12 protein-coding genes and 1 riboswitch are annotated in these 15,852 nt (G+C 57.0%); of the genes, 7 read left to right on the top strand and 5 right to left on the bottom strand.

The window, feature by feature from the left end:
• Nucleotide 1: 1 nt before the first annotated feature.
• The 3 genes from M504_RS05030 to M504_RS05020 all read left to right on the top strand — a co-directional run bounded on the left by M504_RS05030 (nt 2) and on the right by M504_RS05020 (nt 4,804).
• Nucleotides 2–427, top strand: a complete 426-nt coding sequence (locus M504_RS05030) for a response regulator (RefSeq protein ID WP_047493522.1) — start codon at nt 2–4, stop codon at nt 425–427.
• Entirely contained in the window at nt 409–1,989 is a 1,581-nt protein-coding gene (locus M504_RS05025) for a hybrid sensor histidine kinase/response regulator (protein WP_047488705.1), read from the top strand. The genes M504_RS05030 and M504_RS05025 overlap by 19 nt, the downstream gene beginning before the upstream one ends.
• A gap of 76 nt (nt 1,990–2,065) precedes the next feature.
• Nucleotides 2,066–4,804 carry a hypothetical protein gene (locus M504_RS05020; protein WP_156993540.1) on the top strand — a complete coding sequence of 913 codons (2,739 nt, stop codon included), beginning with the start codon at nt 2,066–2,068 and terminating at the stop codon, nt 4,802–4,804.
• 4 nt (nt 4,805–4,808) lie between these two features.
• Here M504_RS05020 and M504_RS05015 read toward each other — a convergent pair whose 3' ends face one another.
• Entirely contained in the window at nt 4,809–5,330 is a 522-nt protein-coding gene (locus tag M504_RS05015) for a hypothetical protein (protein ID WP_052200419.1), read from the bottom strand.
• Entirely contained in the window at nt 5,327–5,947 is a 621-nt protein-coding gene (locus M504_RS05010) for a hypothetical protein (RefSeq protein ID WP_047488702.1), read from the bottom strand. Before M504_RS05010 ends, M504_RS05015 begins: the two co-directional genes overlap by 4 nt.
• Here M504_RS05010 and nuoI point away from each other — a divergent pair.
• A complete protein-coding gene (gene nuoI, locus M504_RS05005) occupies nt 5,946–6,491 on the top strand; it encodes an NADH-quinone oxidoreductase subunit NuoI (protein WP_255347729.1) in 546 nt (181 codons plus the stop codon). The two genes, M504_RS05010 and nuoI, sit on opposite strands and share 2 nt — an antisense overlap.
• On the opposite strand, the gene M504_RS05000 is transcribed toward nuoI, so the two are convergent.
• Complete coding sequence (locus M504_RS05000; RefSeq protein ID WP_047488695.1) at nt 6,492–6,926, bottom strand: ester cyclase; 435 nt, start codon at nt 6,924–6,926, stop codon at nt 6,492–6,494.
• Between the two features lie 83 nt (nt 6,927–7,009).
• Between M504_RS05000 and M504_RS04995 the strand changes: the two genes are divergently transcribed.
• Nucleotides 7,010–9,109, top strand: coding sequence for a M3 family metallopeptidase (locus M504_RS04995; RefSeq protein WP_047488692.1), 2,100 nt, complete (start codon nt 7,010–7,012; stop codon nt 9,107–9,109).
• 717 nt (nt 9,110–9,826) lie between these two features.
• Here M504_RS04995 and metH read toward each other — a convergent pair.
• Nucleotides 9,827–12,535 (bottom strand): methionine synthase, encoded by a 2,709-nt coding sequence (metH, locus tag M504_RS04990; protein ID WP_047488688.1) that lies wholly within the window; start codon nt 12,533–12,535, stop codon nt 9,827–9,829.
• Nucleotides 12,532–13,638 (bottom strand): homocysteine S-methyltransferase family protein, encoded by a 1,107-nt coding sequence (locus M504_RS04985; RefSeq protein WP_047488685.1) that lies wholly within the window; start codon nt 13,636–13,638, stop codon nt 12,532–12,534. The genes metH and M504_RS04985 overlap by 4 nt, the downstream gene beginning before the upstream one ends.
• 285 nt (nt 13,639–13,923) lie before the next feature.
• On the opposite strand from M504_RS04985, the gene M504_RS22465 reads away from it, so the two are divergent.
• Both M504_RS22465 and thrC read left to right on the top strand, forming a co-directional pair.
• The gene (locus tag M504_RS22465; RefSeq protein ID WP_232296159.1) at nt 13,924–14,166 is read left to right on the top strand and encodes a hypothetical protein; all 243 of its coding nucleotides are present in this window, start codon (nt 13,924–13,926) and stop codon (nt 14,164–14,166) included.
• A gap of 134 nt (nt 14,167–14,300) precedes the next feature.
• Nucleotides 14,301–14,404: riboswitch (SAM riboswitch) on the top strand.
• Nucleotides 14,405–14,559: 155 nt separating this feature from the next.
• Complete coding sequence (gene thrC, locus M504_RS04975; protein WP_047488682.1) at nt 14,560–15,852, top strand: threonine synthase; 1,293 nt, start codon at nt 14,560–14,562, stop codon at nt 15,850–15,852.

Raw genomic sequence — 15,852 nt, 5'->3', positions numbered from 1 at the left:
CATGCCCGACACGAGCCGTTCCATCCTACTTGTAGAAGACGATCCCGACCACGAACTTCTGACCATTCGTGCTCTGAAGAAGAGCAACATTGTGAATGAGGTCCGTGTAGCGCGTGACGGCGAAGAAGCACTGGATGCGCTTTTCGGGCCTGGAGCGACACGTCCTCAGCTTGTGCTACTAGATCTGAAACTGCCAAAGGTGGAAGGACTGGAAGTATTGCGTCGCATTCGCGAGGATGAGAATACGCGCATGTTGCCGGTTGTCGTTCTCACGTCGTCTGATGAAGAACGCGACGTGGTGCGCAGTTACAAGCTGGGAGTGAACAGTTACATTCGCAAGCCGGTGAATTTCACAGACTTTGCCGAGGCCACCCGTCAGCTTGGCATGTACTGGCTGGTGTTGAACGAATGCCCACCCCTGAGTTAGAGCCGCGGCGAATTTCGCTGCTGCTGGTGGAAGACAACCAGGATGATGCAGCACTGCTCGAACGTTTCCTCCGACGCAATGGATTTGCGCCGTCAGTGATGCGCGTCGAGACGGCCGCGGAGATGTCCGCAGCAATCGCCGCGCAGCGCCCCGATGTTGTTATTGCGGATTACAACCTTCCCAGCTTCAGCGGTCCGGAAGCGTTGGATCTTGTCCGTCAAACCGGTATTGATCTGCCGTTCGTCATGATGTCCGGCGCCATCTCGGAAGAGACCGCTGTCGAGTCAATGCGGCGTGGCGCTCAGGACTACGTTACAAAACAGAATCTCGCGCGGTTGATTCCTGTACTTGAGCGTGAACTCCGCGAGGCAGAAGCGCGGCGTTCACGTGTAGCTGCGGAACGCGCCCTTGAGCTTTCGGAGATGCGTTTTCATCGGCTGGTGGACGCAATGCCTCTTGGTCTGTTGATTGGCCAGAGCTCCGGGCGTATTACTTACGCGAATGATGCTGTGATTCGCCTGTTGGGATATGGCGAAATAGAGCTGATGACCGGCAAGATCAGTCTGACGGATATCTTTCCCGGACTACAGAAATCGTTTGCCGCTCTCAACAGCGATGAAATGAAAGAGCCCTTTGAGTTCGTCTGCCTCACCGCTTCTGGCGAGCAGATGGAAACTCTCGTCGCGTTGACCTTCCTGGATCGCGAGGGCGTCAATCGAACAGAAGAGAATCGCGAAATCGCCGTGTTCATCGCGGATCTTAGCCACCAGAAGAAGAGTGAAGAGGTCCTTCGAAGGACAGAGAAACTCGCTGTGGCAGGTCGCTTAGCGGCATCCATCGCTCATGAGATCAACAACCCTCTCGCAGCCATTACTAACTGCCTTTACCTCGTACAGCAGTCGCAGATGGACGAGATGGGACGTTCGTATCTGGAGATGGCGCAGAAGGAACTTGATCGCGTCGCCCAGATCACGGTTCAGACACTTCGTTTTCATCGTCAATCCAGCCGCCCTGTGCATACTGAACCGGGAGAGCTGATCGAAACTGTAGTGGCACTGTTTGAATCACGCATTCGTCGTCAGGGCATTACGATCACCAAGCGTTTCCGCAGCAAGGAGCCGCTCTTCGCGTATGAGGGCGAAGTGCGACAGGTGATCGTCAATCTACTGGGGAACGCAATCGATGCCATGCCCACGGGCGGACGTTTAGTGATCCGTACAGCTGAGGCCAATGATCAGGTGACGGGAACCAAGGGACTCATCCTTACGATTTCGGATACCGGAAGCGGCATGGATCAGGAGACGATCGAACATCTCTTTGAACCGTTCTTCTCCACCAAGGGAGTCACCGGAACCGGTTTGGGTTTATGGGTTTCGAAGGAGATTGTGGATCGCCACCACGGCAAAATCCATGTCCGAAGCCATAAAGCGCACGAAGAACAGCTCGGTGGCACCACGTTCCGCATCTTCCTGCCATTTGGCGGCGTGCCCGCATCCGCCTTGGATGGGAAAGCCACTGATTCGGCGGAACGTAGCGATGTAAGGACAGGTATTGTTGCCTGACGAGAGTACCCGCAGGGGCGTAGTAAGCGACGCTTCTGGAATGTTTGTCGTCTAAAACCAAGGGATGTCGCAACGCTTGACAGGAAGATTTCGGCTGGGGGTTCGTATTGCGCTGCATCTTGCAGCGGTTGCGGTGTCATGTGCCGCAGCCATGGGGCAGGCAGCCAGTCGCTTTGATCTGATGGGCCCCAGCATCAACGTGCATGTGCAACGCGGCGACCAGTCACTGCCCATTGCGATGGTGCCCAATCTTCAGGCGGGCGACAAGCTCACCATCCATGCAGAGCTACCGCGAACGCAGTCTGTCCACATGATTCTGATTGTGGCGTTCCTGCGTGGCAGCACGAACCCGCCTCCTGATAACTGGTTCACCCAACTCAAAACCTGGGACAAGAAGTTTGCCGAAGGGGTCACGGTGGCCGTGCCGCAGGAAGCACAGCAGGCGCTGATCTTCCTTGCACCAGAGACGGGCGGCGATTTCTCTACGTTGAAGTCGGCGGTCACAGGCCGTCCTGGCACCTTCGTCCGGGCCTCGCAGGATCTGAACGAGGCCTCCTTTGAACAGGCACGCATCGAGCGTTACCTGCAGGCATTGCAGCGTGTTCCCGATGGATCGTCGGAACAGTTGCTGGACCATTCCAAGAAATTGGCGTCCACTCTGAACCTGAAGCCGAATGATGATTGCTTCAAGAAACCTGCTGATCAACAGATGGCCTGCCTGCGGCAAACGGGTGGCCAGCTACTGCTGGACGACGGCCACGGGCAGACGCTGGCAGCCGCGCTCACTTCCGGCGATACCGCGAACCTGATCGGTGCCGTAGCGGGAACGCCCATGGCTACTGCGAACGGTGCGGGCATGTACTCCGCCTACGTTGGCACGGTCATTGATTTGGTGCGGCTCATGAGTGGTATTCATACCGCGCACTTTCAGTACATTCCAGCCATTGCATTTCCCGATGACGAGTCGCTCAATCTGCGTTTGAACACGGCGCCGTCGTTCCACAATCCGAAGTCGGTGATTGTGGTTGCGCTGCCGGCCATCCAGTCATCGGTAGCTCCTCCGCTGCGCCTTCAGGATGCGTTGCACGTCTCCTGCCTCCTGCAACCCAGAATGGTGTTGCCTCTGGAAGGTGCACCGCTGGTCTTCGCCACCAGCTTCGCGCACGATCTGCATCTGCACTTGAACAACGGCGCGACCTTGAACGGAAAGACCGACCTGCCTGTCGTGGCGGATGCCTTCGAAGGCGGCTTGGTGTTAACCGAAACACGTGGTCGCAAGCCTCTGCCAGTCGCTGCTCCTGAGGCCCGTGATGCTGATGCCTCGCGCGACAAGCCCGCGTCCGATCCAACGCCCGATCAAAGCACCACAACGCCTCTCATTGCCGACAAGGACGGCCCGTTGCAGATCACGGGCACACTACAGGGGATGTGGGGCTTCGATTCGTTCTCGGGCGTCACAGTGCCACTGCAGCGCCTTCCTGGTGGCGGCTGGACCGCTGCGGAACAGTCTGACCTGTTCACCGGTCGCGAGAACCAGCTTCGCCTCCACGCCGATGGAACGGCCTGCGCATCCACGATCGCCCTCGATCAGGGAGGACACGATAGTCCCCTCAAGTGGAAGCAGGCGGCTGACCGTAAGAACGTCCTCCAGGTGGGTGTGCCCCTTGAGAAGGCTGCACCCGGCAGCGTGCATCTTTTGGTGAAGCAGTTTGGCACGCCCGACATCGAGAAGGTTGCTGTAACGGCCTATTCCGACAAGACCCGGCTCGAAGCCATCCGCATTCACGCGGGCGACACCGCCGCCATGCTTGCAGGCACAGGACTCGGTGGCATCGTCTCGGTCAAGATTGCAGGCTCAGACTACAAGCCCAGTCCAGACGGCCCCTCGGCCGATGGCAAGTCATTGCAACTGATACGCGCGCAGGAAAAGCAGCTAGGCGACACCCGCACCAAACCCACCGCCTTCAACTCCGGCGACAGCGGCACCGCAGAAGCGAAGCTGGCCGATGGACGCACGCTCCCTGTGTCGTACAGCGTCGACACAGCGCGCCCCGCAGTGGACCTACTGCGTAAGACGTTGAAGGCGGACAGCGGCTCAGGCATCCCGCTGACCCTCAACAGCGAGAACGCCATCCCCCTCAACGCGAAGTTGACGCTGGCGCTGCGGTCTCGTTTCCCGGATCGCTTCCCCCGCAGCGAAAAGATCGAAGTGGCATTGGCAGACGGCTCGTTGAAGGCGACCCTATCCCTCGCCGACGGCTCTGTCGTTCTGCAGGATAGCCACACCGCTCTCGCCTTCCTCACGCCTGCAAAGACTTTCGGAGCCTCTGCCTTTGGCCCCATCCAGGCACGCGCGGTTGCCAACGACGGAACGGCTGGCGATTGGATCCCGCTAGGAACGCTGGTCCGTACACCCGTGATTACAGGCGTGACCTGCACACGCAGCACACCGAAAGAAGACCCCAACGACCCCGGATGCCAGATCACCGGCAAAGACCTGTATCTGCTGGGCTCTGTCGCCACCGACAACAGCTTCCAAAACGAGACGGAAGTACCGCTAGGCTTCGCAGGCGACTCCATCTCCGTGCCTCGCCCCGCAGACAACCACACGCTCTATCTCAAGCTGCGCGATGACCCCGACGTGGTCAGCACAGTGACAGCGATCGTGCCACCGTCACCGCGAAGGAGCGCCACTCCCGCAAGCGCAACCACCGCACCTGCGACAACGCCGCCTGCCAACGGCCCTCAACCCGATGCGGCAATACCGCAGGCCGCGGCCGCGCCCGCCCTGACCGGGACCGCGCAGCCGCAGTAAAACGCTACTGCGCTGCCTTCACCGTCAGCGATTGCAAATTACGAGCCCAGCGCGCGGGCCGCTTGTCTTCCGACAAAACCAGCTTGAACGCACCATCCTGCGCCAGCGCCGCACCATCCAGCGCATCGGCAACAATGCTCTGGCCACTGCGACAATCGGGATTGGTATCACAAAGCGTAATAGCCACCTGAAAGCCATCCGTAGCACCCGCAATGATCAGCGTCATGTTGCCCGACACCTTGGGACCCTCACCCTTCGCCGGAGCAACCATCGCCAGCAAATCCTTCACAGCAACGCCAGAGTAGCTCTCATCCTTGTTCGTATGGACGTTATGCACGTTCACCGTGACATGCGGCAACGCCTTGAAATCCGCAGGTGAAAGCGTCTTCGACGTACCCGAGAGCCCCGTCACCGTCAGCGAAGTGGAAGGCTGCGCCGCAGGCTTGTTCATCGCCATACCGCTTTGCGCGACTGCGGGATTGAAAGCACTCAGCAACGCGCACGAAAGCACCACAGACTTCATCATTTCGACACCCCAAACAGCACACCGTTCTGGTTATTCCGAATGCACCGCGTGTAGTTGTAAAGAAACGTATCGCGCTGACGTGTGTAGTCTTCAATCGTCTTGATGTGGCTCTGCTTCGGGTTCAGCAGGTAAATCGTCGACACCACATGCGTCGCGTCATCCATCAGCATGTAGATACCCAGCGTGTTGCCTGCAATCGCTTTGCGATCCAGCCCCGTAACGTTAAATGCGCTGATGCGCGCAGGCCGAGTCGTGTTCTTCGCAACGCCTTTGTCTGAAGCCACAATGTCATCAAAATCTTCCAGCAGATAGCGCTTGTTCAGCGCATAGTTGTCCGGCGGCAACAGCTCCACCTTCACGCTGACATAGGGATCAGCTCCGGGGTAGGCGAAGGTGATGCGACGACCAGCCAGTAGCGGAACGCTCTTTTCGCCCTGCTTCGTCTTTGCCGGGCGATCCCGCACGTCCGGCGGCATGGGCTGGACGTCCGTAACGGAAAGCCCATCAGGGAACGAGCAGGATTCGTAGGGGCGCAGTGCCGGATTTTCTTTCTGTGCGGCGGCGACTACGGGCGAAAACGCGATCAGGACGGCAAGAACGGTACGCAAAGATGCCATAGAGAGAACACTAACGGAGCAGGCATCGTATACTCAAGCCATGTCAGTCGTGAAGAACATTGCCGGCATTGCCAAGGGCATGAGCATCACTTTCAAGGAGATGCTGCAACCGTCTGAGGTTGAGAACTACCCCGACGGTCCGGGACCAATGCGCGGCGCCATCTTCCAGGAGCGTTTCCGCGGCAAGCACCAGCTTCAGCGCGACGAAAACGGCCTGGAAAAGTGCGTAGCCTGCTTCCTGTGCGCCGCGGCCTGCCCATCGAACTGCATTTACATCGAGGCAGCAGAGAACACTGAGGAACAGCGCATCTCCTCAGCCGAGCGCTACGCCAAGGTTTACAACATCGACTACAACCGCTGCATCTTCTGCGGCTACTGCGTTGAAGCGTGCCCCACCGACGCCATTACGCATGGCCATGGATTTGAGCTGGCCAGCCTCAACGCGACCAACCTTGTCATGCGTAAGGAAGATCTGCTCATGCCGACACCGGCGGGCGCATTGAAGCCTGGCAGCAGCGAAGATCAAGTCGAGTTGCTGTCGTAATCAGGGTTTTTGAGCGATAGCTGTCGAAAGAGCTTTCAGAGTTGAGATAGGGTGGGTCAGGTCAAAACCGTTCCACCCTTTCACTATTTTTCCGTCCTGAATCTCCACCCAGCTGATGCCGTTGAAGGCAATCGTTCTTCCCGTGGCTGAGAAGCCCATGCCGTCGCCAGTATGCGTCATGTTCACATGCCACCGGCTGGCCACCCTGTTGCCTTCCACAATCACGTCATCCACAACAACGCGAATATTGCTGAAGTTCGCGTGAAAGTGTTCGACGGTCTCCTTGAAGCGAGCAAATCCCACGGTTTCGCCGACGTTAGGAAAGTCATAGCAGACCACGTCGCGAGAAAGCATCTCATCCAGCGACGCTTCCTTGTAGTCGTTCCAAACGTCATCAAACCAGCGGTGCGTGAATTTATGAAGATCCTGTGCCATGGGTATCCTCCGTTGTGCGCAAGGTAGCACTTTCATAACGAATTCAACCATCAAAAATTGTTAGATTTCTGTTGAGGCATTTCATGACTGATAAGCAAGGTTCGGAGGCAATTTCGGCTTCCACTGATGTTTTTGACAGTAGCAACCCATTCTTTTCCGCAAGCACGCTGCCGTTTTATGCTCCGCCGTTTGACCTCATTCGCGACGAACATTACATGCCCGCATTTGAAGCGGGTATGGCGCAGGCGCGTTCAGAGGTTGATGCAATCATCGCGAATGCAGAAGGTCCATCCTTTCAGAACACGATTGTCGAGCTTGAGAAAACCGGCGAGTTGCTGAACCGCGTAGCGCATGCGTTTTACGCCGTGTCGGGCGCGCATACCAATCCAACCCTGCAGCAGTTGCAGCAGGAAGTAGCGCCCAGGCTCGCGGCACACAGCGACAGCATCAACCTTGACGAGCGTTTGTTTTCGCGCGTGAAGGCTGTCTACGACCAGCGCGAATCCCTCTCGCTCGATGCCGAATCGCTCCGCCTGCTGGAGCTCACCTACGACGGCTTTGTGAAGTCCGGTGCATTGCTTAGCGACCCCGACAAGAACACATTGAAGGCGCTCAATCAGGAACAGTCCACCCTGCAGGCAAAGTTCATTAACTGTGTGTTGGCCGCAATGAAGGAAGGCGGCTTACAGGTCGCATCGCGTGAAGAACTGGACGGCCTAAGCGATGCGGAAATTACCGAAGCAGCAGAAGCTGCAAAGAGCCGCGAACTTGAGGGCTTCTATCTCACGCTGCAGAACACCACGCAGCAGCCCGCGCTGGCGTCGCTGAAGAACCGCGAAACACGCCAGGCATTGTGGCAGGCCTCACTGTCACGCGCAGAAAAGGGCAATACCAGCGATACACGCGAAATGATCGCGCGTCTCGCGCAACTCCGCGCCCAGCGTGCACGCATGCTTAGTTATGAAAACTATGCAGCGTGGAAGCTGAGCGATCAGATGGCGCGTACACCCCACGCGGCCATCGCATTCCTCGACAATCTCGTTCCTGCTGCGCTCGCTGGTGCAAACGCAGAAGCCGCGGCTATGCAGGAACTGATCGGTAGCGAGTTTACGTTGGAGCCGTGGGACTGGGCCTTTTACGCAGAGCTGGTGCGTAAGGCGAAGTACGACATCAACGAAGACGAGGTAAAGCAGTACTTCGATCTGAACCGCGTTTTTGAAGACGGCGTTCTGTTTGCAGCAACGCAACTCTATGGCATCACCTTTGCCAAGCGTACAGACCTGCCCGTCTATCACCCTGACGTCGTCACCTACGAAGTCTTCAATGCCGACGGCTCACACCTCTCGCTCCTCTATTGCGACTTCTACCGTCGCGACTCCAAGCGCGGTGGCGCATGGATGAGTTCGCTCCTCACGCAATCAAAGCTGCTGGGATATGCACCCATCATCACCAACGTGTGCAACTACACCAAGCCCGTGGACGGCCAGCCATCGCTCATCGACAGCGACGAAGTGAACACGCTCTTCCATGAGTTCGGCCACGCACTCCACGGCATGTTGAGCGACGTCACCTACCCATCGCTCAGCGGAACATCCGTGCCGCGCGACTTCGTGGAATTCCCATCGCAGTTCAATGAACACTGGGCCTCGTATCCAGCCGTGTTTGCGAACTACGCGAAACACTGGAAGACAGGCGAAGCAATGCCGGAACAGCTACAGGCAAAGCTGAAGGCCACCAAGAACTTCAACGGCGGTCACGCGCTCACAGAGGTACTCGCCGCCGCAGAAGTCGATCTGCAGTGGCATACGCTGCCATCAAGCGAGTGTGCCCAACAGGCAGATGTATTTGAAGCAAAGGCCCTGGCAGAGAAGGGCGTGGATTTCGCGCTTGTACCGCCACGCTACCGCTCCACCTACTTCGCGCACATCTTCGGCGGAGGCTATGCAGCGGGCTACTACGCCTATCTGTGGGCCGAGATGCTCGACAGCGACGCCTACCACTGGTTCGAACAGAACGGAGGCCTCACCCGCGCTAACGGCGACCGCCTGCGCAACATGGTCCTCTCACGCGGCAACACAGCAGACCCCGCCGAGCTGTACCGCGAATGGGCAGGCCGCGACCCAGAAATAGGCCCCATGCTCCAACAACGCGGCATTCCGGACTCCGCCGCAGCTGCAGAGTAGTCAAGCCAGACAAACAACAAAACAACGGATGCCCAGATTCGCCATACGAATCTGGGCATCCGATTTGAGGGCGAGGCACCTGAAGCGATGCCGGGGCTACCGTGGCACGGCACGCTTATTTCACTAGGAGAAAGGCAATCATTCCCACGAACACGAACAATAGAACGCTCGGCAGAAGTCTCCATCTAAGTTCGTAGCCGCTCAAATTTGGCTCGTTGCGCATGATGCGTGTGGCATTAGCAACGCAGAAAAGTGCTCCGCAGCCGACGATGACCCACTGCTTCAATGGCATGGCAGCACGATAGCAGACGATTGCATTGTTGCAATTTAACCAGTCACTGCAATAAGCGCCAAAGGCGCGACCCGATATTAGCCTAGGCTAGACAGTCCTCTACGAAACAAAGGGCCAAAGGCCCGCTCTATTCCTTGTTTCAGCTGCCCAAACCGCGTGTAGATCGCCAGAGAACGGCAGCGAAGTGTTGTCAAGCCCCACTTTCGCCCAACATCAACAAATCAAAAGAAATAGAGTTGGCATGCTATTTCTTCCGAATCACTAAAATAGAAATAGACGGAAAATGGCCGCGCGAAAGCGCGGCCCTATCTCCTTTAGAAAGACGATTTTGCCCTTAACCCCAATGTTTAGACGATTTTACAGCCACTCAAAAAACCTAAACCCAATAGAAAGACGATTTTAGGAAAACGGGGGGAGGGGAGGGGTTACCCCTCCGGATCGTACCCAAGGTTAGGCCCAAGCCAGCGTTCCACTTCCGCAACTGTCCAGTTTTTGCGCTGCGCGTAGTCTTCCGCCTGATCGCGATCGATCTTGCCAAGCGAGAAGAAACGCGATTCCGGATGCGCGAAATAGATGCCGCTGATGCTGGAACCGGGCCACATGGCAAAGGACTCGGTGATCTCAATGCCAGTGTTCTCCTGCACGTTCAGCATTTCCCAGATGGTGCCTTTCTCCGTGTGATCGGGGCACGCAGGATAACCAGGAGCAGGACGGATGCCGCGATACTTCTCCCGGATCATGTCCTCCGCCGAAAGCCGCTCGCAACGGCCATAGCCCCACTCGTCACGCACCTGCTTATGCAGCGCTTCAGCAAAAGCTTCAGCAAGACGATCGGCGATTGCTTCCGCCATGATCGCGCTGTAATCGTCATGCTCTTCGCGGAACTTCATCACCAGTTCCTTCATGCCGATACCGCTTGTGACGGCAAACGCTCCAATGTGATCCGGAAGACCAGTCTCCTTAGGAGCGATGAAGTCCACCAGCGAACGGCAAGGCTCAGTGCCTTCACGGTGCGCCTGCTGACGCAGGAAGTGGAAGCGTGTAAGCACCTTGCTGCGTGACGCATCGGTGTACAACTCGACATCGTCACCAACAGCATTGGCAGGGAAGAGACCGTAAACACCGCGAGCCGTAATCAGCTTCTCCGTAACGATGCGGTCGAGCATCTTGTTGCCGTTGGCGAACAACTCACGTGCTTCCGCACCCTGCTTCTCGTCGTCCAGGATGCGCGGATAAAGCCCCTTCAATCCCCACGCGTGGAAGAAGGGCGACCAGTCAACGTATTCCCGCAGCGTCTCCAGCGAGAAGTCGTCCAGAACACGCACGCCAGTGAACTCAGGCGTAGCAATATCCTCACCACGCCACTCAATAGGCGAACGACGCTCGCGCGCTACGGCAACTGGCACCATGGGCTGCTTAGGCGCCGAATGCGCCTTACGCACCGCCTCATACTCAGCCTGGTGAAGCTCAATGAACTGTGCGCGGCCCTCCTCGCTCAATAGGCTCGTCGTGACCGGAACTGCGCGGCTCGCATCGGTGACGTGCACTACCGGCTGGTTGTAATGGGGCGCAATCTTGATAGCGGTATGCGCACGACTGGTGGTTGCGCCACCGATAAGCAGCGGCAGCGTGAAGTTCTGCCGCTCCATCTCCCGCGCCACATGCACCATCTCGTCGAGCGACGGCGTGATAAGGCCACTGAGCCCGATGATGTCCGCGCGCACTTCCTTCGCACGCTCGAGGATCTTCTCTGCCGGCACCATAACGCCCATATCGATCACTTCGAAGTTGTTGCAAGCCAACACAACACCGACGATGTTCTTACCAATGTCATGCACATCACCTTTGACAGTGGCGAGTACGATCTTGCCCTGCGCCTTGATCTCAACACCCGCTGCAGCAAGCGCGGCCTTCTCCTGCTCCATGAAGGGTGTCAGCCATGCAACCGCCTTCTTCATCACACGAGCGGACTTGACCACCTGCGGCAGGAACATCTTGCCTGCCCCGAACAGGTCACCCACGATGCTCATACCAGCCATCAGCGGACCCTCAATGACGAGCAGAGGCCGACCTAACTTCTGCCTTGCCTCTTCCGTGTCTCCTTCAATGTATGCGTCAATACCTTTGACCAGCGCGTGTGCAATGCGTTCTTCCACGGTGCCACTACGCCACTCTTCTACCTTCTTCTCCGCAGCTTCGGTGTTTGCTGATCCGGAAGCCTTCAGCTTCTCGCCAAAGTCGACAAGGCGCTCTGTCGCATCGGGACGGCGATTGAGTAGAACGTCTTCGACCAGTTCCTTCAGCTCTGGCTCGATCTCCTCATAGACCTCGAGCATGCCAGCATTGACGATGCCCATGTCCATGCCTGCAGAGATGGCGTAGTAGAGGAATGCCGAGTGCATCGCTTCGCGCACCTTGTTGTTGCCACGGAAGCTGAACGAGATATTGGAGACGCCGCCACTGACCTTGGCATGAGGAAGGTTCTGCTTGATCCAGCGCGTGGCGTTGATGAAGTCCACCGCGTAGTTATTGTGCTCATCCATACCGGTGGCAACGGTGAGGATGTTGGGGTCGAAGATGATATCTTCCGGTGGGAAGTGGACAACGTCCACAAGCAGACGATAAGCGCGTTCGCAGATGCGGATTTTGTCTTCGTATGTCGCGGCCTGACCCTGCTCATCAAAGGCCATGACGACAACCGCAGCGCCAAATTTACGCACGGTGCGCGCATTCTGCAGGAACTTCTCTTCGCCTTCCTTCAACGAGATGGAGTTGACGATGCCTTTGCCTTGCAGGCATTTCAATCCAGCCTCGATGACTTCCCACTTTGAGGAGTCCACCATGAAGGGAACCTTTGCTACTTCAGGTTCGCTGGCGAGGAGCTGCAGGAAGCGAGTCATGGCGGCGACGCCGTCGATCATGCCCTCGTCCATGCAGATGTCGATGACGTTGGCACCGTTCTCTACCTGCTGACGCGCAATGGCGACAGCCTCTTCGTACTTGCCTTCCTTGATGAGCTTGGCAAACTTTGGCGAACCGGCAACGTTGGTGCGTTCGCCCAGCATGATGAAGACACCGGGCTGTTGCGTGAAAGGTTGCGAGCCTGAAAGGCGCAGGGGGCGTTGCGAGATCATCGTGCTCCTGCCAGTTCCAATGCGTATTCGCGCGGATGTTTGCCGTCGAGGGCTTTAGCAATGGCGGCTATGTGTTCCGGTGTATTGCCACAGCATCCACCTGCAATGTTAATGAGGCCATTATTAGCGAAGTCGCCGAGGAAACGCGCCATGTCCTCTGGTTCCAGATCGAACCCTGTGGGCGACAGGGGATTGGGCAGGCCGGCGTTCGGATAGGCGCTGATGGCAGTGTGAGCTTTCGCTGAGAGTTCGCTAAGGAACGGGAACATGAGGTCCGGGCCAATAGAGCAATTCAGTCCGACAGACAGCGGATTTACATGACTCACCGCGTTCCAGAATGCTTCTACTGTCTGGGCGGAGATCATGGTCTCGCCACCGCGACCAACGGCTGCAGAAATCATCACCGGAAGCTCTACTTTGTCTTCGTCGAAGACTTCGCGGATGGCTACGAGCGCGGCCTTTGCATTGAGCGAGTCGAAGATGGTTTCCACGAGTAGGGTGTCGACTTTACCCGCAATCAGCGCGCGTGTCTGAAGCTTGTAGGCTTCGCGTACCTGATCGAAGGTCACGACGCGGAAGCCGGGATCGTCGGCATCCGGCGAATTGGACAACGATACCGTCAGAGGGCCAATGGCGCCTGCGACGAAACGCTGGCGGCCATCATCGCTGGCCACGTTATCGGCCCATTCGCGGCACTGTAGCGCTGAGACTTCGTTGATTTCCCATGCGAGATCGTTGAGGAACTTGTTCTCAAGAATCTTCTGGTAGAAGTCAGGGTCTTTGCGTCCGCCGTGTTCGCGCGGATCTTCCACAAAGAACTCGCTTTGCGCGATGCCCGTCGCGGAAAATGTGTTTGTTTCCACAATATCCGCGCCTGCGACCAAGAAGCGGCGATGGATGTCGCAGATCATCTCTGGCTGCGTGAGAGAAAAGAGATCACCGTTGTTCAGCAGGTCTTTGGGTGCGTCTTTGAAGCGTTCACCGCGCATGTCGGCTTCCGTCATCCCGTAGGTACGGATAGTGGTGCCCATGGCGCCATCGATGATGGCGATGCGCTCCTGGAGGACTTTACGCAGAGGATGTTGATCGCTGTTAGAAAACATGGCAAAGATTCGATGATACTGGAGTGCGGTGGGACGCGTCCGGCCGCTCTTCGTCTTGGGACGGCGGGCTTCTGTACACTAAAACTGCCTCTGAGCTTGCACTTCGATTTCGCAAGAGGCACGTAGCCAATGTCATCCGATATGCCTTTGATTCCTGCTGAGACCCCGTCAAAAAACATTCTGCATATATGCTCGCGCGAGACCTTACGTCCTTTGCGTGACCAAATCCTCCGACTTTCGGGCTTCGACGTGGATTCCACGCTTTCTACTGCCGAAGGGCTTTCGATGTTTTGGAGCAAGCTGTATGACCTGGTGCTGATCGACGTTGAGGGTGAGCAGAAGGTGAAGGCTGCGGAACAACTGTGCTCCGAAATTAAGACAGGGCAGCCCGAGCAGGTTGTCGCGTTTGTTTGCAATTGGCGTGTCGCCGTGCTGACAGACTGCCCTGACGAGATTTTGCGTACGGAGTTCGATCCTCACCGATTTGTATCGGGCGTTCGCAGCATCCTGTCCCATATCGAGAAGTAGCCAATAGATTCCGTGGTTTGCGAACCGTTGATTCTCGTTACCTCCACCTCCGCCCGGAACGGGGTTGCATGGACCTCAGCGCGTTGATATAAAGAAGCAACATCCTTTTCTGCAATGGCATCACGCAGATTCGGATTTCATGAAGAGTGGTTGAGGGATGAGCCCTGCGACGCCACGACAACCGGACGAGGTCTGTACCGGTGTCAACTCTCTCCTGGGGAACCGGGGAACATGAGATTCGGGATACAGCTTCTCCGCACCTTGGTCGGACCAGCAGTATGACCGTCTAATCAGACTTCCTTCCGCGCGGCGTTGTCCATCGCCATGGAACGCGCCAAATCCATAGAGAGCGTCGCATGCAGTGTCTTTCTTCCACCCTTGGAAGAGGGTTCTATGTCGTCTGCGTGTACACCGTACGAGCTTTACTCGAAGGAATCGGGCAAGAGCTATGGCAACCAGCCGCTGAGCATCTGCGACGAGTCGTTTACTCCGCTGGAAGTGCGCTACGACCTTGAGGCTGCAAAGCCACTGTTCACAAAGAAGATTGTTGAAGCAGGCCCGGACAACATGTGGCGTTATCGTTCGCTGCTGCCCATTCCTGAGGGATTTGAACCGGATCTGCCGGTTGGATTTACGCCGCTGGTGCGTGCGAAGAACCTGGGCAAGCGTCTTGGTTCGCAGAATCTTTACGTCAAGAACGATGCTGTTTGCTTTCCGACGCTGAGCTTCAAGGATCGCGTGGTGGCGGTTGCGCTGGCGAATGCGCGTGCGTTTGGCTTTGATGTGGTTGGCTGCTCATCTACGGGCAACCTGGCGAATTCGGTGGCAGCGCAGTCAGCACGCCTTGGCATGAAGGCTTGCATTCTGGTACCCGCTGATCTTGAGCCTGCGAAGATTTTGAACACCCTGATCTACGGCGCGCGCCTGGTGCGTATCGACGGCAACTATGACCACGTAAATCGCCTGTGCAGCCTGATCGCAGACCAGTACAACTGGGGCTTTGTGAATGTAAATCTGCGTCCTTACTACGCAGAAGGTTCAAAGTCTGTGGGCTTTGAAATTGCGGAACAACTTGGCTGGAAGCTGCCGGACAACGTTGTGGTTCCAATGGCCGGTGGTTCGCTGATCCGCAAGATCAAGAAGGCATTTGATGAGCTGGTGTACCTGGGCCTGGTAGAGAAGAAGCATGTGCGCTTCTTCGGTGCGCAGGCTACGGGCTGCTCGCCCATTGCACAGGCAGTGAAGAATAATACCGAAACCATCACGCCGCAGAAGCCTTCGACGATTGCGCGTTCGCTGGCGATTGGCAATCCTGCGGATGGTCCGTTTGCATCGCGCATGATTCGCGAGACGGGCGGATGGGCCGAGGATGTTTCGGACATTGAAGTGGTCAGCGGCATTCAGGAGCTTGCAGAGACGGAAGGCATCTTCACGGAGACTGCTGGTGGCGTCACTACTGCCGTAACAGCGAAGCTGATTGCGCAGGGTCGCATTGCAGCGGATGAACTGACCGTCGTCTGCATCACAGGCAATGGTCTGAAGACGACCGATTGCATTGCAGATCGCTTTACGTTGGGCCGCGCAGTACGTCCGCGCCTGGCGGACTTTGAAGAGTACATCAACGAGCTGGACGGAGTTGCTGCATCGACTGCAGAGCCGGAACTGGCACTTGCAGGAGGAAACTAA

It is taken from the genome of Terriglobus sp. TAA 43 (assembly GCF_000800015.1).
Taxonomy (GTDB): Bacteria; Acidobacteriota; Terriglobia; order Terriglobales; family Acidobacteriaceae; genus Terriglobus.
The sequence above is the reverse complement of the archived record's forward strand: the minus strand, read 5'-3'. Positions and strand labels throughout refer to the sequence as shown.

Excerpts from the sequence above, each read along its gene's own strand:
- metH (WP_047488688.1), bottom strand. The coding sequence starts at position 12,535 with ATGATCTCGCAACGCCCCCTGCGCCTTTCAGGCTCGCAACCTTTCACG.
- M504_RS05030 (WP_047493522.1), top strand. The coding sequence starts at position 2 with ATGCCCGACACGAGCCGTTCCATCCTACTTGTAGAAGACGATCCCGAC.
- M504_RS04995 (WP_047488692.1), top strand. The coding sequence starts at position 7,010 with ATGACTGATAAGCAAGGTTCGGAGGCAATTTCGGCTTCCACTGATGTT.
- M504_RS05000 (WP_047488695.1), bottom strand. The coding sequence starts at position 6,926 with ATGGCACAGGATCTTCATAAATTCACGCACCGCTGGTTTGATGACGTT.
- M504_RS05015 (WP_052200419.1), bottom strand. The coding sequence starts at position 5,330 with ATGATGAAGTCTGTGGTGCTTTCGTGCGCGTTGCTGAGTGCTTTCAAT.
- M504_RS22465 (WP_232296159.1), top strand. The coding sequence starts at position 13,924 with ATGTTTTGGAGCAAGCTGTATGACCTGGTGCTGATCGACGTTGAGGGT.
- M504_RS05010 (WP_047488702.1), bottom strand. The coding sequence starts at position 5,947 with ATGGCATCTTTGCGTACCGTTCTTGCCGTCCTGATCGCGTTTTCGCCC.
- M504_RS05025 (WP_047488705.1), top strand. The coding sequence starts at position 409 with ATGCCCACCCCTGAGTTAGAGCCGCGGCGAATTTCGCTGCTGCTGGTG.
- M504_RS04985 (WP_047488685.1), bottom strand. The coding sequence starts at position 13,638 with ATGTTTTCTAACAGCGATCAACATCCTCTGCGTAAAGTCCTCCAGGAG.
- thrC (WP_047488682.1), top strand. The coding sequence starts at position 14,560 with ATGTCGTCTGCGTGTACACCGTACGAGCTTTACTCGAAGGAATCGGGC.